Below are 25,847 nucleotides of genomic sequence, written 5' to 3'. Positions count from 1 at the left end.
AAAATATTGCAGGAAGATATTTTAAAAATACGCTGCCTCGTGGTGTAATTGGTAACACGACTGACTCTGGATCAGTTGTTTCTGGTTCAAGTCCAGACGAGGCAGCCAACCTTGACGCTCAGGCGAAATTTGGGCGTCCGATACAGTAGGAATATATGAAAACAGTACATAAGATTATTTTAGGTGATTCAAGACGAATGGAAGAGATATCCGATTTTTCTCTTCAATTAGTTGTTACATCGCCACCTTATTGGCAACTCAAGGATTATGGTAGCTCTGAGCAAATCGGATACAATCATACCTATGAAGAATATATCAATAACCTTAATTTAGTTTGGTCTGAGTGTTATAGAGTTTTAGAGAATGGCTGCCGCCTTTGTATAAATATAGGGGATCAATTCGCCCGCGCGGTATATTATGGGCGATATAAGATTATACCAATTAGGACTGAGATAATAAAATTTTGCGAAACAATCGGTTTTGATTATATGGGAGCGATTATATGGCAGAAGGTCACTACTTGTAACACCACAGGCGGCGCAACTGTTATGGGCTCCTTTCCCTATCCGAGAAACGGTATATTAAAATTGGATTACGAATTTATCCTGATTTTCAAAAAACAGGGCATTTCGAAACCCGTTAGCAGCGAAATACGGGAAAAGTCAAAGATGACTACCGAAGAATGGAATCAATATTTTTCCGGACATTGGAACTTTGCAGGAGAGAAACAAGTTAAACATTTGGCGATGTTTCCCGAAGAACTGCCGAGGCGGCTTATAAAGATGTTTACATTTGTTGGTGATAGCGTTCTCGACCCATTTTTAGGCAGCGGGACAACGACATTAGCCGCTAAAAATCTTAAGCGAAATTCTGTTGGTTATGAAATCAACGCAAATTCTTTGCCTACGATAAGAGAAAGAGTAGGATTCGGTCAAAATTTATTTATTGATGAAACAAAAATTGAAATATATACTCAAGAAAAGAAGGCGGTAAATTTTGAAGAGAAAATTATTAAATTGCCATATATTTTTAGAGATCCTATTAAATTCGATAAGAAGATAGATCCTAAACAGTTACAATTTGGTTCAAAGATAGATCAAAGTGGTGGACGGAGAGAAGAGTATTTTACAGTCAAAGAGGTAGTTAGCCCAGAGATCTTGAAATTGAATAATGGTTTAACTGTGAGATTGTTGGGCGTTAAACAAGACACGATAAAAAATGGAAAAGCGACGGAATATTTAACAAATAAAACGCAAGGCCAGAAAGTATTTCTAAAATACGATCAGGTTAAATACGATTCTGAAAATAGATTGCTGTGTTACTTATATCTTAAAAATAAGACTTTTATAAACGCTCATCTCATTAAAGAGAGGTTTGCGCTTGTTGATACTGACATAGCATTCAAATATAAAGAAAAATTTATAGAATTACAAAATCTGGAGCACGCCCATAATGAAAAATAAAAGATATTCAAAGGATTTCGGGAAAAAAGAGAAGGTACTCAATTATGCCTGCCAAACATATCAATTATCCCGTCCCAATAAGGTAGGCACAGTAATGGCCTTTATCCGTGAATGTCAGCCTAAGTCTATATCGGAGTGGGAAAAATGGTATTTTGAAAAAGCATATACAGATGGCAAAAATCCCGTAAAAATCACAAAAGAAATTTTGCGGGAGCTCGGTGAAAGGCTTTATGTAAAAATAACCGAGATCGTCATCCCGGAATGGCAAGACGTTTTTAAGAATTTAACGCTGCAGGATTGTATTGACTATATTAACAATCTTACGATACAAAGAACATATGATGGTTTCATCCGCGAGAAATCGGTTGTTACCGACAATATTGCAAAGAAGTTTCCGGAAGTAAAATTTGTTGAATCTGATCCGGAACTCGATCACGCGGGTGACATTGATTACCTATGCTATGTGGGCGATAAGACATTTGGCATTCAAATTAAACCAGTAACGGCTAAGGCAAACTTTGGTAATTATTCAGCCACCGAAAGAATGAGAGCGAGTTTCCGTTTAAACCAGTAACGGCTAAGGCAAACTTTGGTAATTATTCAGCCACCGAAAGAATGAGAGCGAGTTTCCGTGATTTTGAGGCAAAATATGGCGGGAAAGTTTTTGTTGTTTTTAGTATTGACGACGAGATAAAAAATACAGAGGTGATAGAAGAAATCAAGAAGGAAATAAGCCGCCTAAGTAGATAAAACCGCCTTTGCCGCGGCGAAGGGTCATTTTGATAAGTAATTGGTAGTATTGAGGTTGTGAAGTTCGTCTGGCGTCCAGTTCAGGCAGCCAGTCTTGACCCGCCATCAAAGATGGCGAGATCTTGCCAAATTGCGTAGCAATTTGGTGGACGATCAGGCGGAATTCGGTTATTGAAGAAAATGCTTGATTCCTTCAATTATGTGTATTATAATTGAAGATAGTGTTAGTAGCTAAATTAACAAGTTTAGGGTAAGATATATGAACGCCAATGATTTCAAAAGTAATCGGGCAGGCAAAGTTATAAAAACCGATAGAGATTATTCGGCATTTGTTCCCCATTCTTTACCCCCAGAAATTAAATATTCAGCCGAGTTGATCAATCTGTTAGCTGAAGCCAATCGTCACTTAGGGAATCTTAATGGTGTGGGCGTATTATTGCCAAATCCGAATTTATTGATCGTTCCTTATATGAGAAGAGAGGCGGTTTTGAGTTCAAAGATTGAAGGCACGCAGACTTCTCTTTCGGATTTATTTTATTTTGAAATAGCCCGGAGAGAAGAGCAAAAAGCGGAAGTCCAAAAAACAGACGTGTTGGAAGTAGTAAATTATGTTGAAGCGATGGATTACGGACTTGAGAGGTTAAAAGAGTTACCTATTTGTTTGCGGCTTATGCGCGAAATACACGGAATTCTTATGAAAGACGTGAGAGGACAACACTTGACTCCGGGCGAGTTTCGCCGTAGTCAGAATTGGATAGGATCCGCGGGATGCACATTAAACGATGCGGCGTTTGTTCCTCCTCCAGTTCATGAAATGCATGAAGCCTTGGGAGAACTAGAGAAATTCTTACACAATAGAGATAGCATTCCTGGGCTAATACAGTGTGCGTTGATACATTATCAGTTTGAAGCCATACACCCCTTTCTTGATGGGAATGGCAGAATAGGAAGGTTAATAATTACTCTGTTTTTATGCGAGAGAGAATTTCTTGGTTACCCCATGCTTTATTTGAGTGCTTTCTTTGAGAAAAACCGCAGAGAATATTACGATCGGCTTGTATCCGTAAGTCAAAGAGGTGAATGGGAAGAATGGATTAGTTTTTTCTTGCGAGCCATCATCGTCCAATCAAAAGATGCAGCCGAAAATTCAAAAGCCATACTTGGTTTGCTTAAAAATTATAGGGAGCGAGTACAGGAGAAGCGAACAAGTATATATGTAAGTAAATTATTGGACGAATTATTTAAAAATCCCTACGTCAGTATTTCGCGAGCAGCAATAGAACTAAAGACTTCTTTTCATACTGCTAAAGCAGCTATAGAAAAACTTAAAAAAATAAATATCTTGGTTGAAATTACTGATAAGCGGCGTGGAAAGGTTTATTGTGCGAAGGAATTATTAAGTTTGTTGGAAAAATAGCTAACATCGAAGAACAGGCACAACCCAACATGGTTAGCGCTAAGAATAGGTAAATTCGGCGAGATGCTATATGACTATGCAAATAAATAAATATAAGTTAGGGGAAGGAGTGCAGGGTTTAAATTTAAAGTCCCTATCGAAAGATCCCCTTTATTTTTAAAAACATATATCTGGAAAAGGCAAGAAGGATTGGATGTGCTACAAAAAGACATAGTATTAAATACACTAGGAATTAATTTATATATTCAGAATAATATTTTTAATGTTAATTTTTAGCAGGCAATTAATGAATAATTGCTCCAAGGTTAATATGCGTCAAAAAACAAGTAAGGAAATATTTGTTTTGAATAAATTTTTGAGAAAGTCTTTCAGCAAGTTTGCAATAAATTCATGTGAGCCTCCAAAACCAGATTGTCTTTGCAGATATTCTAATGGTGAAAGAGTTTATTTTGAACTAAGCGAGATAATTAATCAAGATCTGGCAAAAAAGTTTTATGATAAAAACTTACAGTTTACTGGTGGATTTTTTTCTGACGACATTTTAGGCAAAAGGATTGAAGACAAGTTCAAAAAACAATATGAAACAGATGGATTAAATGTTGAACTTTTGCTATTTTTTGATTTACAACCTTTATGGGCAGAAATAACAATTATTGAACAAATAAAGATATTATTAAGAAGTATGCAGCGTACTATTTTTTCAAAAGTTTCACTGTTCGATGTTCACAAAAATAATGTTTTATTTCAAAGCACTTAGTCAAAATAGATAAAATGATGCTTGAAGCGCCGGAAGGTCATTTTCACAAGTAGATGCACTTCTTGAGGGTATGGAGTTTGTCTTTCGACGCGCTTTGCTTGCTCAGGACGAACCCTGAGCGGAGTCAAATGGGTTCGTCTGGCGTCCAGTTCGGACCGCCATTTTGAATATCAGAACAGGAAATTCCGGCTTTTTCAGCGCCGGATTTTTTCTTTTTGGCGAATTAAATACGAAAGCGCACAATAATCTTGACACTACTATTTGTTTTGGACCCTTGACTTTATCTTAATTTTGTGGTATATATAATAAAACACAGGGAATGTGTTTTTAAATAGCAGGGAGGCGTTCGCAAGAACGCTTTTTTTGTTTTTAGCCTATTCCGACGGCCCAAAGAGGGGCGTTTTACGCTGCGAGCATATACGCGTAAAACGCTTTTTTATTTTTTGCAGGTAATACTATGGATTTTAAAATTTTACTTGAAAAAATAACTCCGGCATTAAAGGCAATAGCGAGGAGGAATATCTTAACCGGGTTTTACGATAGAGATGACCTCTATCAGCAAATGTGTCTGTATTTATGGCAGCGTTTTGGAGAAGACGTACCCATAGGGATGAATGAAGCTTATATAATCAAGGCCTGCGAATTTTATCTTTTAAATTTCCTGCGCAGAGGGAGACGTATGCCGGTACATTTAAGTATGGATGTTCCTATTGCCGAAGGCGATATAACCTTTAAAGATGTCATGCCGGACATATTGGCGCGTCAGACCGATTTGGAATATCATATAAGTATTGATGAAATAAAAAGAAAACGTTTGACAGATAAAGAACGCGAGGTTCTTAGGCTTCTTCTTAAAGGCAATACGGTACGCGAGATCGCGTCAATTCTGGGTATTTCGCATGTCATGGTGCTTAAATATAAGAAGAATATAATAAAGAAGGCGCGTTCAGGCGGTTACCAAAAATGATGTTTTTTTACTTATAGAATTGTAAACAAAAAACACAGGGTTGTGATATTACACAGGCGTTTGGACTTTAAAACGCCCTTTTATTTTTATGCCAACAAAGAGGACGCGATATGAATATATTTAAATTTTTGACTGTGATGTGTGCGATAGGGATACTTTTGATAAAACCGGGTGATGCTTCGGCCGGGGAGACGGGTGGCGAAGACAGCATGGTTTTTAAAGGGCGGCCCGTTGAGATTAGCACGGATTTTGCCGTTTTTTCAAAATACATATGGCGTGGTTTTAAACTGGATAATGACCCCGTGGCGCAATCAGGTGTTTATATTAACGCCTGCGGTTTTAACGCAAGCATATGGGGAAATCTTGATGTGAGCGGCCGAGACGGGGGTAAGTCAGATGAAGTGGATTATAGTGTGGGTTATTCATATGACTTGAAAAATAGTCTGGGGGCACCGTTATCGGTAAGCGGTGGTTATATATATTATGATTTCCCGGCATCCAACGCCAATAGCCAGGAGTTTTATCTTGGGTTATGCGTAGATGATTTGCCGTTCTCCCCCTCTTTTACGTGGTATCATGATTTTGAGGATAAGGACAAAGGCGGAGGCCGGGGCGATTATCTGGCTGTCAAAATTAATAAAAGTATTGTTTTGCCGGATGTGCCCGTTACGTTTAATTTCGGCGCGCATGCTGGATATAATAGAAGGCTTTTTATAAAAGGGCACGGGGGGGACATAGGATTAAGCGCGGGTATTGCTTATGCTGTTGCAAAAAATTGCACATTTTCCCCAACAGTAAATTACACGATACCGTTAAGTGGCATGAAAAAGACAAGCGATGGCGGCCAAAAAGAGGAATTGTTCTTAGGGGCGGTTTTCGCGGTTAGTGTATAATATCAACGCGTGAAAGGAGACGTATAATATGTTGACAGATATGGTATACGCAAACAGCACGGGTGTTGACACTCTATGGGTCATGATCTCCGCCTTCCTAGTGTTTTTTATGCAGGCTGGTTTCGGCATGGTTGAAGCGGGTTTTATCCGGGCGAAGAATACCTGTAATATTTTAACTAAGAATTTTCTTGATTTTTGCATGGCGTCCATAGGTTTTTTTGCCTTTGGTTATGCCGTAATGTTCGGTTGCGGCAACGATTTTATCGGTTACAGCGGATGGTTTCTTAATGGCGCGCAATCTGCTTCAAAAATTCCATTATTTGCCTTTTGGCTGTTTCAAGCCGCGTTTTGCGGTGCAGCAGCTACGATAGTCGCCGGTGGTATGGCCGAAAGAATGAAATTTCAAGCCTATCTTTTGTATTCTTTTATAATATCTGCTTTTATATATCCGATTGTAGGGCATTGGATATGGGGAGGCGGCTGGCTTTCAAAGCTGAATTTTGTTGATTTTGCCGGCTCAACCGTTGTCCATACTGTCGGCGGGTTTGCAGCCCTGATCGGCACTATAATCCTGGGACCAAGAATAGGAAAATACAATAAAGACAGGTCCGCTAATGCCATAGCCGGGCATTCAATACCCCTGGCATCTTTAGGAGTATTTATACTGTGGTTCGGATGGTTTGGATTTAACCCGGGCTCAACCTTGAGTGTTGGAGATGGGTCTCTGATAGGCAGGATAGCGGCAAATACGAATATAGCTGCGGCAACAGGCGGCATAACGGCTATAATTACCGTATGGAAAATATTTGGTAAACCGGATCTTTCAATGGCGATGAACGGTACCCTGGCGGGCTTGGTCGCGGTAACGGCGCCTTGCGCGTTTATTGAACCTTGGGCCGCTCTTGTTATAGGCGGCGTGGGCGGTATACTCGTTATCGCTGGCGTTATGCTTCTTGAAAAACTGAATATTGACGATCCCGTGGGCGCTTTCCCCGTACATGGCTTAAACGGGTTGTGGGGTACGCTATCTGTCGGGCTTTTTGGACAGAAAGTATTAGGCATTGCCAATGATGGGTTTTTTTATGCCGGCGGACTCAAGCAACTCGGGATACAGGCAATGGGCGCATGTTGCGTAGCAGTATTTATTCTTGTTGTAATGGGTATTATTTTTAAACTTATAGATATGAATATAGGCCTTCGCGTGTCCAGGGATGAGGAATTGAAAGGTCTTGACATAAGCGAACACGGAATGGAGTCGTATGCCGGGTTCCAGGTCTTTACCACGACATAAACAGGAGGCAGTATGAAACTTATAGTAGCGATGATACAGCCGCACAAACTATCGGATGTAAAAAAGGCGCTATATGACGCCAAAATATATAAAATAACAGTGACTAACGCGTTAGGATGCGGCCGGCAAAGAGGCTATACCGAGACATACAGAGGCGTTATACATAGTATTAATCTATTGAAAAAAATACGGCTTGAAATAGCCGTAAACGAGGATTTTGTTCAGCCTACAGTCAAGGCGATTATTAGCGGCGCCAAAACAGGCAGTATAGGAGACGGTAAGATATTTGTGATGGACCTGCCTGAATGTATAAGGATCAGAACAGGCGAAAGCGGTTGTAACGCTATTGGCTGAAAAAGATAGGTTACCAAAAGCGCAAGTTCTATACTTTATAAAGTGTATATGCATGGTTATGTGCGTATATGCACATGGTTTGTGCAGATATGTAAACGCAAAGAAAGCGTTCTTAAAAGTATTCAACATTTTAAGAACGCTTTTTATTTTTAACACGGAAGGAGCGTATCCTTCAAAAATATTAAGGAGGCCAAGATGCAAAAGAGGAGCAAGCAGGACATTATAAAATTGGTAAAAGAAAAGGACGTTAAGTTCATAAGGTTGTGGTTTGTTGACATACTCGGCCAGGTAAAAAGTTTTGCCATAACGGACAGGGAGCTTGAAAACGCCCTGGATAACGGCATGGGTTTTGACGGTTCTTCTATAACAGGTTATCAGGACATAGAGGAATCTGATATGATAGCAATGCCGGACCCTGATACATTCGCTATCTTACCGTGGCGGCCTGCGGAAAAAGCGGTTGCCAGGATGATATGTGATGTGTTGAACCCCGACAAGACCCCTTATGAAGGTGACCCCAGATATGTGCTTAAAAGGTCTCTCAAGAGGGCGGCTGAAATGGGTTATGACCATTACTATGTTGGGCCCGAGCTTGAGTTTTTTTATTTCAAAAATGATTTAACGACAGACGTGCTTGACAGGGGCGGGTATTTTGATCTTACCACGCTTGATGTTGCAAGTGATCTTAGGCGTGAAACGGTATTGGCGCTTGAAAAAATGGGGGTATATATAGAATATTCCCACCACGAAGTCGCGCCGTCGCAGCATGAGGTTGATATGCGGTATCGGGACGCGCTTGAAATGGCGGATAACGTTATAACGTACAGGGTTGTTGTAAAAGAGATAGCCAGCAAATTTGGTGTTTACGCGACGTTTATGCCAAAGCCGATATTCGGCCAGAATGGTTCCGGCATGCATACCCACCAATCACTGTTTAAGGGCAGTAAGAACGCGTTTTATGACGCGAAGTCTGAAGATTTTTTGTCTGAAACCGCTAAGTGTTATATTGCGGGTCTTTTGAAACACGCCAATGAGATGTGTTCCGTGTTTGCCCAAACAACTAATTCATATAAGAGACTTGTCCCCGGATATGAAGCCCCTGTTTACATTGCGTGGAGCAGAAGGAACAGAAGCGCTTTGGTGAGAGTGCCTTTATATCATCCCGGGCAGGAAAAAGCAACCCGCTGTGAATTCAGGGCATGCGATCCGGCATGCAATCCGTATCTTACATTTGCAGTTATGCTGCATGCCGGGCTTGAGGGGATAGATAAAAAATATAAGGCCCCGAAACCTATGGAGCGTAACTTATACCATTTAACTTCTGCGGAACGCAAGGAAAAGGGTATAGAAACATTGCCTGACAGCCTGGGTCAGGCAATTTCTGTTACTGAAAACAGCAAGATTGTTGAGAAAGCGTTTGGAAAACATATATTTTCTAGGTTTATTGAAGTCAAAAAAAGAGAATGGGATGATTATAGGATACGGGTGCCGAAACATGAATTAGACAAGTATCTCCCGGTTTTTTAGCCTTGTAAGAAAGAGTATTTTTCGCGCATTGTTTTATTAAATGTTTCTTCCGGGAAGGTAAGGTAGGCATGAAAACGGTCTGTTCAAGGGGGGTGTTTTTATGATGGATGATTTTTCAAGCATTATAGATAAACATTTTTATATGTCGGACGGAGGCCGGATATATTCCGATATTATCAATAGTATTGAAAAAAGCGTGATCATAAAGGCTCTTGAGCAGACAGACGGTAATCAATTGCGTACCTCACGTCTTTTGGGTGTGAACCGTAATACTTTACATAAGAAAATATTGCGTTATAGCATAGATGTCCGGAGATTTAAAAGATGAAATATGAATATTTGCCCGGCCGGCAAGGTTTGTATGATCCGCGCTTTGAACACGATAGTTGCGGCGTAGGCTTTGTATGTAATATAAAAGGCAAAAGGTCGTATTCCATAATAAAGGATGGAATCAGTATACTGGAGAGGCTTAGTCACAGAGGAGCTGTAGGTGCTGAACCTGATACAGGAGATGGCGCCGGCATACTTATACAGCTGCCCCATGTCTTCTTTAGGTCTGTGTGTGGAAACATAGATATACCCGATGAAGGTGAATACGGCGCCGGGCTGGTATTTTTGCCGCAGGACGTCCAGGACAGGAAAAGGTGCTTGGAAATAATGGAAACTGTTACAAGAGAAGAGGGCCAGCGTATTATAGGTTTCAGGAGCGTCCCTGTTAACGTGGAGTCTTTGGGGCGGGGCGCGCGGCAGACAGCGCCATTTATGGCCCATGTGTTCGTAAAAAGGTCGGATTCAATCAATTCCCAGGATGAATTTGAGAGAAAATTGTATGTAATAAGGAAGATGTCCGAAGATGCTGTAAACTTTTCAAACATAAAAGGCAAAAGATCTTTTTATATAACGAATATATCGTCACGTACCTTATGTTACAAGGGCCTATTGATGCCCCGCCAACTACCGGTCTTTTTTTTAGATTTGTCAAATGAATTAATGCAAAGCGCCATATGTATGGTGCACTCAAGATACAGCACAAATACCTTTCCCGCATGGGATCTCGCGCAGCCTTTTCGTTTTTTGGCGCATAATGGCGAAATAAATACAATAAGGGGTAATATAAACTGGATGCGGGCAAGGGAAAGATTGCTTGCCAACGGGTTGTTTAATGCTGATATTGATAAACTCAAACCAGTTATTAATGAAAACGGCAGCGATTCTGCCTGCATAGACAATGTTTTTGAGCTTTTGACTCTTGCAGGCAGGCCGCTTGCCCATGTTATGATGATGCTTGTCCCCGCGGCATGGGAAAAAGATAATTTGATGGATAAATCTCTCAAGGCGTTTTATGAGTTTCATGCGTGTTTTATGGAGCCCTGGGATGGCCCTGCCGCTATAACTTTTACGGATGGGGCCTGCATAGGGGCGACCCTTGACCGCAACGGTTTAAGACCGGCGCGATACATAGTGACCAAAGACGATCTGATTGTTATGGCTTCGGAAGCAGGCGTTCTTGATATAAAAAGCTCTGATATAAAGTTATCGGGCAGACTGGAACCCGGCAAGATTTTGTTTATAGATACCGTTAAAGGCGTGATAATTAATGATGAAGATATAAAAAAGGAAGTATCAGGACAGTATCCTTACGGTCAGTGGATGTATCAAAATATGCTTTCATTAGAGCAGTTAAGTCCGTTACCTTATGGTGACGAAAAAACAGGCGACATTCAAGCCCTGATGAAGGCATTTGGTTATACGCGCGAAGACTTGAATTTTATATTAAGGCCAATGTTTGAAGAAGCCAAAGAACCAGTAGGGTCAATGGGTAATGATACCCCGCATGCCTGTTTTTCCAGTCAACCCAGGCTTTTATACGATTATTTTAGGCAGCTTTTTGCCCAGGTCACCAATCCCGCCATAGACTCTATAAGGGAAAATGTAGTTATGGGGCTTGAAAGTTTTGTAGGGCCTGAAAAAAATATATTGGAATGCGGTCCTTCGCATTGCCGCAAAATCAGTATAGACCACCCAGTGCTTTCAAAAGAAGATATCGGCAGGATAAAAGAAGTGAACGCGAATAACTTTCGGGCAAAGACGCTCTATACCTTTTTTGACGTCTCATCAGGTGTAAAAGGTTTTACGGATGCCTTGGACAGGATATGTTTTGAATCGGAATATGCCGTAGAGCAAGGGTATTCTTTTATTATATTAAGCGATAGGGGCGCCGGACGTCAAAATATAGCGCTGCCGGCACTTTTGTCCCTTAGCGCAATTCATCAGTATTTGGTGAGCAGAGGTGTGCGTTCGCAGGTCTCTATTATAGTGGAGAGCGCGGAACCGCGGGAAGTGCATCATATAGGGCTTTTATTCGGTTATGGCGCGGACTGCATATGTCCGTATTTTGTGTATGATATCGCGGAGTATATGGCGGAGGAAAAGCTTATATCCACTGGCCCGGCCCAGGCAAAGAAAAATTACGTGAAATCGGTGGAAGACGGTTTATTAAAGATATTATCAAAAATGGGGATATCCACTTTGAGAAGTTATAGAGGTGCGCAGATATTTGAAGTGTTAGGGCTTTGTGATGAATTCATTGAAAGATACTTTAAGGGGACAGTGTCAAGGATAGGCGGTTTAGGTATAGTGCAGATAGCGCAGGAAACAATAGCAAGACATGCCGCAGCATACAACGGCAGAGATCCGTTCCCGGGAATACTGCCAAGCGGAGGAATATATCAGTGGAAAAAAGACGGTGAATTTCATCTGTGGAACCCGAAAACCATACCAGTCTTGCAATACGCGGCACGTTATAACGATTTCGCGAAGTATAAAGAATTCGCTGCGATGATAAATAACCAAAAAGAAAATCCGACTACTATAAGAGGTCTTTTTAAGTTGAAGAGGTGTAGCCCGATACCCGTAGAACGTGTTGAACTGGAAGAAGCTATAATGAAAAGATTCACTACAGGGGCTATGAGTTTTGGCTCTATCGGCAGTATGGCGCATGAAACGATAGCGATGGCAATGAACAGGATAGGCGGAAAATCCAATACTGGAGAGGGCGGGGAGGACCCCAATAGATTTGTTGTTTTACCAAACGGCGACAGTAAAAGAAGCGCTATAAAACAGATCGCATCGGGTCGTTTCGGGGTCACGACAAATTATCTTGTAAACGCTGATGAGATACAGATAAAGATCGCCCAGGGTGCAAAACCCGGTGAAGGGGGCCAGCTTCCGGGCCATAAGGTCAGTGATATAATCGCGAGGACGAGATACACAACGCCTGGGGTGACGCTTATATCTCCGCCGCCTCATCATGACATATATTCTATTGAAGATCTGGCACAGCTTATATTTGATCTTAAAAACGTTAACCCTAAAGCGCGCATAAGCGTTAAGCTTGTTTCCGAGATAGGGGTCGGCACTATTGCGGCAGGGGTTGCCAAGGCCCATGCGGATGTTGTACTTATATCGGGCGGAGATGGAGGTACCGGCGCCTCTCCTATAAGTTCCATAAGGCATGCGGGTCTACCGTGGGAGCTTGGTCTTTCAGAGGCCCATCAGACACTTCTGCTCAACGGATTAAGGCAGCGCGTTGTTCTCCAGACGGACGGACAGATACGTACCGGCAGGGACATAGCGATAGCCTGTATGCTTGGCGCCCAGGAATACGGCATTTGCACGGCGGTTTTGGTTGTTATGGGTTGCGTCATGTTAAGGCATTGCCATCTTAACAATTGTTCCGCGGGGATCGCAACACAGGATCCTATACTTCAGAAACGGTTTAGCGCAAGACCGGAATACGTGGTAAATTATATGAGGTTCATAGCAAAAGAGATGAGAGAGATTATGGCGTCATTGGGGTTTAGGACGGTTAATGAAATGGTTGGTAGAAGTGATCTTCTGGAGAAAGAGGACAATATTGGGCACTTTAAAGCAAAATATGTAAATTTAGAGAAAATACTCTATAGACCTGTTGAGGAAAATGTCCGTTTAAAAGTCAAAGGCCCTATTGAGAGAGATAAGAGTTTAGACGAATGTCTTATAGAAAAGTGTGATAAGTTCCTTTCCGTGCCGGATTCAAAAGCTATTTCAGAGGATATTTGGATAAAAAATACGGACAGAGGCGTAGGCGCCATGCTAAGTGGTCATATATGCAGACAATACGGCGACGGCACGCTTTTGGAAGATTCAATAAGATTCAGATTTGCAGGCGTTGCCGGCCAGAGTTTTGCGGCTTTTTTAGTTAAAGGTGTCACTTTTGAATTAGAAGGTATGGCCAATGATTATGTGGGAAAAGGTATTTCAGGAGGCAAGGTAATAATATATCCAGGCAATGACAGCGGTTATAGCGCGCAGACTAATATTATAGCAGGGAATACGTGTTTTTACGGGGCCATATCCGGCGAGGCATATATAAGGGGCGTGGCGGGAGAGAGGTTTTGTATCAGAAATTCAGGCCTATATGCTGTTGTAGAAGGCTTGGGAGACCACGGTTGTGAATATATGACAGGGGGCCGCGTTCTTGTGTTGGGCAGTATCGGCAGAAATTTCGCCGCGGGCATGTCCGGCGGCATTGCGTATGTAATTAATAGCCTCAATAGGCTTGAAGACAAATGTAATATGGATATGGTGTTAATAGAACGCCTGACAGAAGATGACAAAGATATTTTCTGTTATCTTTTAAGAAATCATTATAAATATACAAACAGCAGAATAGCCATGTCGTTAGTTAATGATATAGAATCGGCTATGGATAAATTTTCCCGTATTATACCTATGGAATATAAGAGGATTCTGGAAAATAAGAAATAAGATAAACCGCCAAACAGGACGTAGTTCTTAAATGGATAAGAATAAAGGGTTTATGCGCATATATAGAAAGGAACCAGTATACAGGCCTGTATGCGAACGTGTTAAAGATTATAAGCAGATTTTCGTTATGCGAAACGAGCATGATTCCAGGGCCCAGGCACGCCGCTGTATGGATTGCGGTACCCCGTTTTGTCATAATGGGTGTCCGATAGGTAATTTTATACCCGAATGGAATAAGCTGATTTTTAATGGTAACTGGGATCATGCGGTTAGGTTGCTTCAGGCTACGAACCCGATGCCTGAAGTCACGGGCAGGATATGCCCTTCCTTGTGCGAATATTCCTGCGTCCTTGGTCTTAACGATGATGCGGTGACTGTGAGAGAAAACGAATTGAGTATCGCAGAGTTCGGATTTGAAAAAGATATTATAAAACCAAGGCTCGTTGGTTTCAGGAGTGGTAAAAAGATAGCTGTTGTCGGGTCTGGCCCGGCAGGATTATCTTGCGCACAAAAGTTGAATATGCTGGGACACAGCGTCACTGTTTTTGAAAGAGACGAAAAGCCCGGAGGCCTGCTTAGATACGGTATTCCTAACTTCAAACTTGAAAAGAGCGTGCTGGATAGACGTATAAAGCTATGGGAAAAAGAAGGCGTATTTTTTAAAACGCAGGTAAATATGGGCATTGACCGTGCCGCGGATAGTCTGCTTAAGGATTTTGATGCCGTATGTCTTGCCTGCGGTTGCCGCGTGCCACGCGACATAAGCGTGCCTGGGAGGGGTCTAAAAGGGGTATATTTTGCCATGGATTATCTTTCCCAGGCAAACAAGACGGCATTAGGAGAGAGGCACCAGTCGGATCCCATAGATGTTAAAGGCAAAAGGGTTGTAGTAATTGGCGGCGGGGATACCGGTTCCGATTGTGTAGGCACCGCTAACCGGCAAGGTGCTTTATGCGTTACACAGTTGGAGATAATGCCTATGCCTCCTGCCTGCAGGACTAAAGACTGCCTATGGCCTAAGTACCCTTTAATTTTAAGAAATTCATCAAGCCATCAGGAGGGGTGTTTGCGCCGATGGTCTATTGCCACAAAGGCGTTTGAGGCCGCGGCAGGCAGAGTCAATGGTCTTTTGTGCGCGAAAGTTGAATGGACAAAAGAGAGTGAGAATTCATGCCCCGTTATGAGGGAAATATCCGGCGCGGATTTTAAGGTAGATGCTGACATAGTGTTGATAGCGGCCGGTTTTGTATCGGTTGAAAAGAATGCGCTTATTGATTCTTTAGGGCTTGAGATGGATAAACGCGGGAATATCAAGACAGGCCCGGATTATATGACATCAAAGAAACCCGTATTCTGCGCCGGCGATATGAGAAGAGGTCAGTCTCTTGTCGTGTGGGCAATAGAAGAAGGCTTGAAATGTGCGCAGGCAATTAATAATTTTATTACTAAGAACAATGGAAAAGAGCGCCGGCCGGGAGGCAGACCATGTTAAGCACCGGTATCAAGGGTTTAGATAAAATAATAACGGGACTGCGGGAAGGCGATAATGTTGTCTGGCAGATTGATGATATAAAAGATTATATTTTCCTTGCATCAGTTTTTGCCAGAAAAGCCGTAGCAGATAAAAAGACGGTCGTGTATATGCGTTTTGCCGCTCACGAGCAGATCCTCAAGCCTTTGAACGGTATCATACGTTATGAACTTGATGCCGGAGAAGGATTTGAGTCTTTTTCCGCAAAAGTACACGGTATAATAGCCAGGCATGGCGTAGGTGCGTATTATGTTTTTGACTGTCTTTCAGGTTTGCTGTCTGCGTGGGCGACGGATCTTATGATAGGCAATTTTTTTATGATATCATGCCCTTATTTGTATGAATTAAAAACCATAGCGTATTTTTCAATTATAAGGAACAGCCATTCTTTTGGCAGCATAGCCAGGATACGGGAGACAACACAGCTTTTGATAGATGTTTACAACTGTGACAATAAATTATATCTTCACCCTCTCAAGGCATGGAACAGATATTCTCCGACAATGTTTTTGCCCCATCAACACCGTGGAGAGGAATTTGTGCCGCTGACAGACAGTGTAAACACAGCCAGAATATTATCGCACATCAGGGAAACGGGAGAACCTCGCGCCAAGAGAATCCTGGATTATTGGGACAGACTGTTTATTAAGGCGGGTGAAATGGCGAAGACTAAAAAGAACACCAAAGAAACCGCGGATACGGTAAATATGCTTTGCAGGATACTTATTACGAAAAACAAGCGCATGCATGATCTTATTGTCAAGCATCTCTCTCTTGGAGAGATAATGGATATCAAATCAAGAGTTATCGGTACTGGGTTCATAGGAGGCAAGGCGGCGGGTATGTTATTGGCCAGAAAGATATTGTCGGAAGACAAGATCCTTAACTGGTCGGGTATGGAAGAACCCCACGACTCTTTTTATATAGGATCTGATATTTTTTATTCTTTTATTGTCCAGAATCAATTGTGGAAACTGCGCATGACGCAGAAGACCCCCGAGGGCTATATTGGAATGGCGAAAATCCTGCGGGATAAAATGGTCCACGGAACTTTTTCACAGGATATAATGGAAAGTTTTCAACAGGTTGTGGAGTATTTTGGCGCTTCCCCGATAATTGTGCGTTCAAGCTCGCTCCTTGAAGATGGTTTTGGCAATGCCTTCGCGGGTAAATATGAAAGCGTGTTTTTGGCAAATCAAGGCACGCCGGAAAAAAGGTATATTCAATTCGCTGATGCGGTTAAAAAGGTCTACGCAAGCACAATGGGTGAAGACGTCCTTATTTATAGGAAGAGCCGCGGGCTTGACCAGCTTGATGAACAGATGGCCCTTCTTGTCCAGCGGGTATCCGGTTCACAGCGTAAAGATGTTTTTTTCCCGGACGTCTCTGGTGTAGGGCTTTCGTACAATACTTATGTGTGGAATGACAAGATAGACCCTTCCTCGGGCATGTTGAGACTGGTTTGCGGCCTGGGCACAAGGGCGGTTAACCGGGTTGCCGGCGACTACCCTGCTATGGCCGCTTTATCGCAACCCCTGGTCAGGCCTTATTCTGAAAAAGGGGACGAGATCAAATTTTCACAGCATAACATTGATTTGATAGACACGAAGGCGAATGACCTAAAAACCATCGCGTTTTCGGACATAATAGAATCGGGATTATATAACAATTTGAACAGGGTGGCGGAAAGAAATATTGATCTGGAAGAAAGTTACACGCGCATATCGGGCCGGATAAAACAGCATTGGATCATAAATTTTAAAAAGCTTTTAAGTGACAGCAAATTTACGGAAACGTTTAGAGGCATGATGCAGGCGCTGGAGAAGGGTTACGACTACCCTGTGGAAATAGAATTTACGCTGAATTTTGCGGAGAAAGACGATTTTAAGATAAATCTTTTGCAATGCCGGCCCCTTCAAAGATACGGTAACACTAAAAAGGTCAACGTTCCCGAAGATGTTAATCCGAAAAACATGTTGTTTTCATCGCAGGGATATTTTATCGGAGGCAACATATCGCAGAAAATAAACAAGATAATATACGTGGAACCGAAAAGTTATATCGGTCTTCGTCAGAGCGATAAATACGGCATAGCAAGAAGTATAGGCAAAATAAATTCCACCATAAAAGACAGATACCGCAACGCGGCCTTGCTTATAGGGCCGGGTAGGTGGGGAACGAGCACCCCGTCTCTGGGTGTGCCCGTGAGTTTTTCGGAGATCAGCAATATAAGGGTCATGGTTGAGGTCGCGTTCCCGGAAGGCAACCTTATGCCCGAACTTTCTTTCGGAACGCATTTTTTTCAGGATCTTGTTGAGACCGATATATTTTATGCGGCGCTTTTTACGCATAAAAAGAGCGTTATTTTTAACCCGGAATGGTTTGACGGTTTCCAGGATGTATTTGCCGATAGCATTTCGGGAACGGAAAAATACGGGGACTGTATAAAAGTGTATGATACTACCGACACGGATGTGAAAATAATATCAGATATAGTTTCGCAAAAGATGCTATGCTTCAAGGTGTCCGTATAAAGCGCACCGGGAAGATATTTTCTAAAAAATTATAAAAAGGTGTCGCATGACAGAAGTGAAGGTTGCTTTGGAAAATGGAAAGGTTTTTTACGGCAAAAGTTTTGGGGCCACGGGACAATGCTGCGCGGAACTGGTCTTTAACACAAGTATGACGGGTTATCAGGAAATCATGACAGATCCTTCTTACGCGGGTCAGGCGGTATTGATGACATATCCCTTGATAGGGAATTGCGGGATTAACAGCCAGGACTGCGAATCAGACAATTTTTTTTTGCGGGCATTGTTGGTAAAGGAATTTAGCCCGGTTGCCAGTTGCTGGAGGTCGGAAAGCCCATTAGAAGATTATATGAGAGCCCATGATATATTGGGGGTGCAGGGGATTGATACCCGCGCCCTGACAAAGCTCATAAGAATAGAAGGGGCTATAAAAATAGCCGTTTCAACGGATGATACGGGTGAAAAAGCCCTGGTTGAAAAAGCCAGATTAGCGCCAGGACTGTCAGATAAAGACCTTGTGAAAAAGGTAACCTGTAAAAAACCCTATATATATAACCGGGATGGAAGATACAAGATTGCTGTGCTGGATTACGGCGTAAAAAAAAGCATATTAGAGCGCTTTAAACATAAAGGCTGTGCCATAAAGGTGTTTTCCGCAGATTCCAGTAAGGATGAGATATTGTCTTATAAGCCTGATGGTTTGGTTTTTTCAAACGGTCCAGGCGATCCGGCGGTAGTTGTGTACGCGATAAAAACGGCAAGGCAGCTCATCGGTCGCCTGCCAGTATTAGGTATATGCCTGGGGCATCAGATAATAGCCCTGGCATTGGGGGCTAAAACTTACAAGCTTAAATTCGGGCATCACGGAGGAAACCACCCTGTCAAAGAGCTAAGAACAGGAAGATGTTATATAACATCCCAGAACCACGGTTTCTGCGTTGATCCGGCCTCGCTTCATAGAACAGACGTTGAGATCACGCACATAAATCTTAATGACAATACGCCGGAGGGATTATACAGCAAGAAGCTGTGTTTTTTGACGATGCAGTTTCATCCGGAGGCAGGACCGGGCCCGAATGACGCTATAGGGTTGTTTGATAATTTTATTGATATGATGAAAGGAACATTTAATGCCTAAGAGGACCGATATATCAAAGATACTCATCATTGGTTCGGGCCCAATTGTAATAAGCCAGGCATGTGAATTTGATTATTCCGGGACGCAGGCATGCAAGGCATTAAAACAGGAAGGTTATGAGATTGTTCTGGTTAATTCAAACCCAGCGACTATTATGACGGATCCCGGAATAGCCGATGCTACATATATAGAGCCGATCACCCCGGACGTGATAACCAGGATAATAAAGAAAGAGGTCCCGGACGCGCTTTTGCCCACATTGGGCGGTCAGACAGCCCTTAATGCGGCAATGAAGCTGAAGGAATCAGGCGTATTGGATGAATATAATATAAAAATCCTCGGTGCGGATTATGAGGTAATAAAAAAATCGGAGGACAGGAAATTTTTCAAACTTGCCATGCAGGAAATCGGACTTGATCTTCCGGAAAGCTGTTTGGCATATAATATGGCTGAGGCGGAAAAGGCAATGGCTGAAATAGGCTTGCCCCTTGTCGTAAGGCCAAGTTTTACTCTTGGCGGTACCGGAGGAGGGATTGCTACAACGAAAGAAGAATTTTTTAGAATAGCGGGTATGGGACTTGCCAGTAGCATGATAAGCGAGATCCTTGTGGAAGAATCCGTAATGGGCTGGAAAGAATATGAGCTTGAAGTGATGAGAGACATCAAGGACAATGTAGTTATAATCTGCTCTATTGAAAACCTGGATCCAATGGGCGTGCACACAGGGGATTCCATAACAGTTGCCCCCGCTCAGACATTAACAGACAAAGAATATCAGAAAATGAGGGACGCGGCTATTGCTATTATAAGAAAGATCGGCGTTGAGACGGGCGGATCAAACATACAGTTTGCGGTTAACCCCGAGACCGGCAGGATGGTGGTAGTTGAAATGAACCCCAGGGTTTCCAGGAGTTCGGCGCTGGCAAGCAAGGCCACCGGCTTTCCCATAGCGAAATTCGCCGCAAAGCTTGCTGTAGGCTATACGCTGGATGAAATAAAAAATGATATAACAAAAGTGACCCCGGCGTATTTTGAACCCGTAATAGATTATTGCGTTGTTAAGATCCCGAGGTTTACTTTTGAAAAATTCCCGGAAACGGAGGATTCTCTCGGCATATCAATGAAGTCTGTTGGGGAGACTATGGCGATAGGCAAGACGTTTAAAGAGGCGCTGCAGAAAGGTATCAGGGGCCTTGAGACGGGTCATAATGGGCTTGATAATAAGATAGACATGCCGGGAGGTGAAATAATCAAAAGGCTTAAAAACCCCAGTTCATCCAGGATCTTTTATATAAAATGCGCCATTCAAAAAGGGATATCCGTAGAAGATATCAACAGGCTTACGGGTATTGATCCGTGGTTTATAGAAAATATAAAACAGATAGCGGATTTTGAAAAAGACCTGCCGAAAGATATTAAATCTGTGAGCAGGGATCTCATGGTAAAGGCAAAAGAATACGGGTTTAGCGACAGACAGATCGCCGATATTATTTCCTGCGGCGAATCCGAGGTACGAAAATTAAGGAAAGATTTAGGTATTGAACCGGTATATAATCTTGTAGATACATGCGCCGCTGAATTTACAGCGCAAACGCCGTATTATTATTCTACATACGGCCTGGAATCGGAAACCCTGCCCGGGTCCAGAAAGAAGATAATGATCCTGGGCTCCGGTCCCAACCGCATAGGCCAGGGTATAGAATTTGATTATTGCTGCTGCCACGCATCATTTGCCTTAAGGGAATTAGGGTATGAAACTATAATGGTAAATTCCAATCCTGAAACAGTTTCAACGGATTACGATACTTCCGATAAACTTTACTTTGAGCCTCTTGCTTTTGAGGATGTATTAAATATCGCCGAGAGAGAAAAGCCGGATGGCGTTATAATTCAATTTGGGGGCCAAACACCCCTTAACCTGGCAAGACGACTTGAATCCTGCGGAGTAAACATTATTGGAACGCCGGTTGCATCAATTGACACTGCGGAAAACAGGGATAAATTTTCACGCCTTATTAAAAAACTTGGTTTAAAACAGCCTGAAAACGGCTCCGCATCGTCTTGCACCCAGGCCATATCTATAGCCAGAAAGATAGGGTATCCGGTACTTGTAAGACCGTCATATGTTTTAGGCGGGCGTTCCATGAAAATTGTGTTTGATGAAAGCGAACTCAAGGAATTTATGTATAATATAGAAGATATATCATGCGATAACCCTGTTTTAATAGATAGTTTTCTGGAAGACGCGCTTGAGGTTGATGTTGATTCTGTGTCTGATAAAGATACGACAATTATTGCCGGTATAATGGAACATATAGAAGAGGCGGGCATACACTCGGGAGATTCTGCCTGCGTCTTGCCTCCGCACACGTTAAACGATCATGTGATAGATAAAATAAAACAAGCCACTTATGAACTTGCCAGGGCCCTTAATGTGGTAGGGCTTATGAATACGCAATTTGCCGTGAAAAAAAACACCGTATTTATTCTTGAAGTGAACCCGAGGGCCTCAAGGACGGTGCCGTTTGTCAGCAAAGCGACAGGCGTGCCGCTTGCCCAAATAGCCGCGAAAGTAATGGTAGGCGAAAGGCTTGCCTGTCTCGGCATAAAAGAGCAAAAACAGAAAGGTTATTTTGCGGTAAAAGAATCTGTTCTTCCGTTTTCCCGTTTTTCAGGGGTTGATATCACGCTAGGTCCCGAAATGAAATCAACGGGTGAGGTTATGGGTATAGACCGAACATTTGGCATGGCTTTTTATAAGTCTCAAATAGCCGCCGGTTCCATGCTTCCAACAAAAGGAAATATTTTTATAAGCGTAAAAGACGACGACAAAAGAAGCATTGTTTTTATAGCTAAAAAACTATCGGATATGGGTTTTGGTATTTTTGCCACATCGGGTACTGCTAATGTCCTGGACTCCGGCGGTATTGAATCCCGGGTATTGCTAAAGGTTTCCCAGGGGAGGTCTGACATATTAGAGCTCATAAAAAAAGGTGATATATCCCTCATAATCAATACCCCTTCAGGCTTAAAGGGCCGTTCTGATATGAAACAGATACGACAGCTCGCCGTTGTAAATGACGTCCCCTGCATTACCACTATACAAGGCGCCAGGGCGGCTGTTAACGGTATAGAGTCTATAATAAACGAAAGCTTTGTCGTAAAGCCTATACAGGAATATACGAAGTAAAATTCCAATTCAGGCGCATTGCGGTAATCAAGGTATATTTAAAAGGAGACGCGAGATGGTAAAAGTACGGATTTATGTAACGTTAAAGAAACAAATAACAGACCCCCAGGGGGTGGCTATACAGCATGTGCTTGAATCACTGCATTTCAAGGGGGTAAAAAAAGTCATGACGGGTAAGATAATAACGTTAGAATTAGATGTAAAAGATAAAACGCGGGCAAAAGAGATAAGCGATAAGATGTGCAGGAAGATTTTAGCTAACTCTGTTACCGAAGATTATAAATTTGAAATAGAGGTTAAAAAAGAAAGGTCAAAATGAAATTTGGCATAGTGGTGTTTCCCGGCTCTAATTGCGATTACGATTGTTTTTACGCGGTGAAGAATATTCTTGGAGAAAAAGCAGAACATATCTGGCACAAGGAAGATGCAGTCGGTAATTATGATTGCCTGATATTGCCCGGGGGGTTTAGTTACGGGGACTATTTGAGGACAGGAGCCATAGCGAGATTTTCTCCCGTTATGAAGGGGATTTTAAGACATGCGAAGCGGGGGGGTCTTATTATAGGTATATGCAATGGTTTCCAGATATTGCTTGAAGCAGGCCTGCTGCCGGGGGCTATGATACGGAACAAGGATATACATTTTATATGTAAAAATGTATATATAAAAACGGAAAATAATAACAGTCCGTTTACTAACATGTGTGTGAAATCTCAAGTGCTTAATATACCAATAGCCCATAATGACGGTTGTTATTATATAGAAAAGGACGGCCTTAGCGAACTGGAAGAGAAGGGCCTGATCGCGTTCCGCTATTGTTCAAAATCCGGAGAAACAGACGAAGAGCATAATCCAAACGGTTCGGTGTATAATATCGCAGGCATTTTAAACAAGAGGGGCAATATATTGGGCATGATGCCGCATCCGGAACGCAGCGTGGAAAAGATGCTTGGTTGCGAAGACGGGCTTTATATATTCAAGTCAATATTGAATGATACGGGGATGCTGTCATGAAGATTAAGGAAGCATATAAAACTTTGGGTTTGAGTGACGGGGAATACGGCGAAATCTTAAAGCTGCTTGGAAGAGAGCCTTCTTTAACGGAGCTTGCCATGTTTTCGGTCCAATGGTCAGAACATTGCGGTTATACGCGCTCAAAAAATCTTCTTAAAAGATTGCCCAAAAAAGGAAAATACCAGATTTTAGTGGGCGAAGACGCCGGCGGCATTGTTGTTGATGATATTGCCATAATATTCAAGATGGAAAGTCATAATCATCCCTCTTATATAGAACCGAAACAGGGAGCGGCGACGGGAATCGGCGGGATAATACGAGATATATTTACCTCGGGGGCAAGACCCATAGCGAGTCTGAATTCCCTGCGCTTTGGACCTCTTGCAAGACCGTATAACAGGTATCTTCTGAAGGGTGTCGTAGACGGCATTCAGTTTTACGGCAACTGCCTGGGGGTGCCTACAATAGGCGGTGAAATATATTTTGATGAAAGTTATAACGGTAACTGCCTGGTTAATGCAATGAGTATAGGTATAGCAAAAAGAAAAAACCTTATAAGAGCGAAAGCCTATGGCACCGGCAACGCAATAATATATGCGGGTGCTGGTACCGGAAGAGACGGGATCGGAGGGTGCAGCGTATTGGCGTCAAAAGAGTTTTGTCATGACGAGGAACACAGACCCGCAGTTCAGATAGGCGATCCTTTTACTGAAAAATGTCTTATAGAAGCGACCCTTGAAGCGTTAAGAACAGGGTTTATCGTGGGCCTTAAAGACATGGGCGCTGCTGGTCTTACCTGCTGCACAAGCGAAATGGCGTCTTCGGGCGGTTCGGGCATGGAAATTGATTTGTCAAAAGTTCCGAGAAAAGAACCCGGTATGCAGCCGTGGGAAACCATGATGTCGGAATCACAGGAAAGAATACTTCTATGCGTTAAGAAAGGGAAGGAAAAAAGCATAAAAGATATATTTCATAAATGGGGGCTGTCAGCCGAAGTTATCGGCAGGGTTACCGGTAATAAGAACGTTCTGATAAAAGAAAATGGGAAAACGGCGGCCGACTTAAATGCTTGTTATTTAACAAATGGTCCGGCATATGATATGTCCTATAAAGCGCCATCCGGTATCAAGGCCATGAGGATATTGCGTATAAAGGACATAACGCTACCGGCAGATTACAATAAAACACTAACTGATATTTTGAGTTCGCACTCCATATGCAGTAAAAAATGGGTATACAGGCAATATGACTATATGGTCCAGACGAATACAATGGTGGTCCCCGGTTCCGACGCGGCGGTCATACGGTTAAAGGGGACGAACAAGGCCATAGCGGCAACTACGGACTGCAACAGCCGCTACTGTTATGTGAATCCATATAAAGGCGCGCAGATAGCCGTAGCGGAGGCAGCCAGAAACCTCGCGTGTTCAGGCGCCCGGCCTGCGGCGGTGACAGATTGCCTTAATTTCGGTAACCCTGAAAAGCCGGAGGCCTTCTGGTATTTTAAAAATTGCATGGAAGGTATCATAAAAGCCTGTGAATTTTTTAAACTACCTGTAGTAAGCGGAAATGTTTCTTTTTACAATGAAAGCCCGCAGGGGGCGATATATCCTACCCCCGCCATAGGCATGATCGGTATCGTGGAAGACATAAGATCTGTTTGCACACAGGCTTTTAAAGATGAAGGCGATATTGTGATACAATTAGGGCTGACCAAAGAGGAGCTGGGCGCGAGCGAATATCTGAAAGTAACAAAAGGTATTGTTGCCGGAGATGCGCCCTGTATTGACCTGGCCGCGGAACAGGCCGTCAGAGATTGCGCATATAGCGTAATAGAGAAAGGTTTTATAAAATCAGCGCATGATTGTTCTGAAGGCGGTCTTGGAGTATGCTTAGCGGAAAGTTGTATATCAGATGGTGAAAATATGATAGGGGCGGTTATAAACGGCATTGATTTTGCCATAAGAGAAGATTGCGCCTTGTTTGGCGAATCGCAGTCAAGGATAATTTTGTCTTGCCGTGAAGATAAAGTAAGCAGTGTAAAGGAATCAGCGCATCGGCGAGGCGTCTTCTCCCGTGTAATAGGGCGGGTCGGGGGAGACAGGTTAAAGATATCCAATTCGGGGAAGGATCTGGTGGATGTTGACATAAAAAGTATTTATAAAACATGGGCCTTTTCTCTTGAGAAGGCATTACGGTAAAAAAGCGGATCTAC

The 25,847-nt window shown here is 42.7% G+C and carries 19 protein-coding genes and 1 tRNA gene; all 20 read left to right on the top strand.

Going from position 1 to position 25,847, the window contains the following annotated elements; all coding sequences use genetic code 11:
* The first annotated feature begins 33 nt into the window (after positions 1-33).
* Positions 34-108, top strand: a tRNA-Gln gene (locus PHV77_05110).
* Positions 109-155: 47 nt separating this feature from the next.
* Positions 156-1,463 (top strand): DNA methyltransferase, encoded by a 1,308-nt coding sequence (locus PHV77_05105; GenBank protein ID MDD5504674.1) that lies wholly within the window; start codon positions 156-158, stop codon positions 1,461-1,463.
* Positions 1,453-2,037 carry an MjaI family restriction endonuclease gene (locus tag PHV77_05100; GenBank protein ID MDD5504673.1) on the top strand — a complete coding sequence of 195 codons (585 nt, stop codon included), beginning with the start codon at positions 1,453-1,455 and terminating at the stop codon, positions 2,035-2,037. Before PHV77_05105 ends, PHV77_05100 begins: the two co-directional genes overlap by 11 nt.
* Positions 2,038-2,078: 41 nt before the next feature.
* Entirely contained in the window at positions 2,079-2,213 is a 135-nt protein-coding gene (locus PHV77_05095) for a hypothetical protein (protein ID MDD5504672.1), read from the top strand.
* 259 nt (positions 2,214-2,472) lie between these two features.
* Complete coding sequence (locus tag PHV77_05090; protein MDD5504671.1) at positions 2,473-3,630, top strand: Fic family protein; 1,158 nt, start codon at positions 2,473-2,475, stop codon at positions 3,628-3,630.
* A 286-nt stretch (positions 3,631-3,916) separates the two neighbouring features.
* On the top strand, positions 3,917-4,387 hold the full coding sequence (locus tag PHV77_05085) for a hypothetical protein (GenBank protein MDD5504670.1): 471 nt from the start codon (positions 3,917-3,919) through the stop codon (positions 4,385-4,387).
* A gap of 457 nt (positions 4,388-4,844) precedes the next feature.
* Positions 4,845-5,354 (top strand): sigma-70 family RNA polymerase sigma factor, encoded by a 510-nt coding sequence (locus PHV77_05080; GenBank protein MDD5504669.1) that lies wholly within the window; start codon positions 4,845-4,847, stop codon positions 5,352-5,354.
* A 110-nt stretch (positions 5,355-5,464) separates the two neighbouring features.
* Positions 5,465-6,247 carry a hypothetical protein gene (locus PHV77_05075; GenBank protein ID MDD5504668.1) on the top strand — a complete coding sequence of 261 codons (783 nt, stop codon included), beginning with the start codon at positions 5,465-5,467 and terminating at the stop codon, positions 6,245-6,247.
* A 28-nt stretch (positions 6,248-6,275) separates the two neighbouring features.
* The gene (locus PHV77_05070; GenBank protein ID MDD5504667.1) at positions 6,276-7,538 is read left to right on the top strand and encodes an ammonium transporter; all 1,263 of its coding nucleotides are present in this window, start codon (positions 6,276-6,278) and stop codon (positions 7,536-7,538) included.
* A gap of 12 nt (positions 7,539-7,550) precedes the next feature.
* Entirely contained in the window at positions 7,551-7,892 is a 342-nt protein-coding gene (locus PHV77_05065; GenBank protein MDD5504666.1) for a P-II family nitrogen regulator, read from the top strand.
* Between the two features lie 195 nt (positions 7,893-8,087).
* A complete protein-coding gene (locus tag PHV77_05060; protein ID MDD5504665.1) occupies positions 8,088-9,419 on the top strand; it encodes a glutamine synthetase family protein in 1,332 nt (443 codons plus the stop codon).
* A 100-nt stretch (positions 9,420-9,519) separates the two neighbouring features.
* Positions 9,520-9,747, top strand: a complete 228-nt coding sequence (locus tag PHV77_05055) for a helix-turn-helix domain-containing protein (GenBank protein ID MDD5504664.1) — start codon at positions 9,520-9,522, stop codon at positions 9,745-9,747.
* The gene (gene gltB, locus PHV77_05050) at positions 9,744-14,228 is read left to right on the top strand and encodes a glutamate synthase large subunit (GenBank protein ID MDD5504663.1); all 4,485 of its coding nucleotides are present in this window, start codon (positions 9,744-9,746) and stop codon (positions 14,226-14,228) included. Before PHV77_05055 ends, gltB begins: the two co-directional genes overlap by 4 nt.
* 31 nt (positions 14,229-14,259) lie before the next feature.
* Positions 14,260-15,720, top strand: coding sequence for a glutamate synthase subunit beta (locus PHV77_05045; protein MDD5504662.1), 1,461 nt, complete (start codon positions 14,260-14,262; stop codon positions 15,718-15,720).
* Positions 15,714-18,293: a PEP/pyruvate-binding domain-containing protein gene (locus PHV77_05040; protein ID MDD5504661.1), complete on the top strand. Its 2,580-nt coding sequence runs from the start codon at positions 15,714-15,716 to the stop codon at positions 18,291-18,293. Before PHV77_05045 ends, PHV77_05040 begins: the two co-directional genes overlap by 7 nt.
* 46 nt (positions 18,294-18,339) lie before the next feature.
* On the top strand, positions 18,340-19,428 hold the full coding sequence (gene carA / locus PHV77_05035) for a glutamine-hydrolyzing carbamoyl-phosphate synthase small subunit (GenBank protein ID MDD5504660.1): 1,089 nt from the start codon (positions 18,340-18,342) through the stop codon (positions 19,426-19,428).
* Positions 19,421-22,618: a carbamoyl-phosphate synthase large subunit gene (gene carB / locus PHV77_05030; GenBank protein ID MDD5504659.1), complete on the top strand. Its 3,198-nt coding sequence runs from the start codon at positions 19,421-19,423 to the stop codon at positions 22,616-22,618. Before carA ends, carB begins: the two co-directional genes overlap by 8 nt.
* A gap of 55 nt (positions 22,619-22,673) precedes the next feature.
* Positions 22,674-22,937 (top strand): phosphoribosylformylglycinamidine synthase subunit PurS, encoded by a 264-nt coding sequence (gene purS / locus PHV77_05025; protein ID MDD5504658.1) that lies wholly within the window; start codon positions 22,674-22,676, stop codon positions 22,935-22,937.
* Entirely contained in the window at positions 22,934-23,632 is a 699-nt protein-coding gene (purQ, locus tag PHV77_05020) for a phosphoribosylformylglycinamidine synthase subunit PurQ (GenBank protein MDD5504657.1), read from the top strand. Before purS ends, purQ begins: the two co-directional genes overlap by 4 nt.
* 2 nt (positions 23,633-23,634) lie before the next feature.
* On the top strand, positions 23,635-25,833 hold the full coding sequence (gene purL, locus PHV77_05015) for a phosphoribosylformylglycinamidine synthase subunit PurL (GenBank protein MDD5504656.1): 2,199 nt from the start codon (positions 23,635-23,637) through the stop codon (positions 25,831-25,833).
* Positions 25,834-25,847 lie beyond the last annotated feature (14 nt).

The organism is Candidatus Omnitrophota bacterium (assembly GCA_028716165.1).
Classification (GTDB): Bacteria; Omnitrophota; Gorgyraeia; order JABMRG01; family JABMRG01; genus JAQUQI01.
Note: the sequence above shows the minus strand (reverse complement) of the source record. Positions and strands in the feature narration are given on the sequence as shown.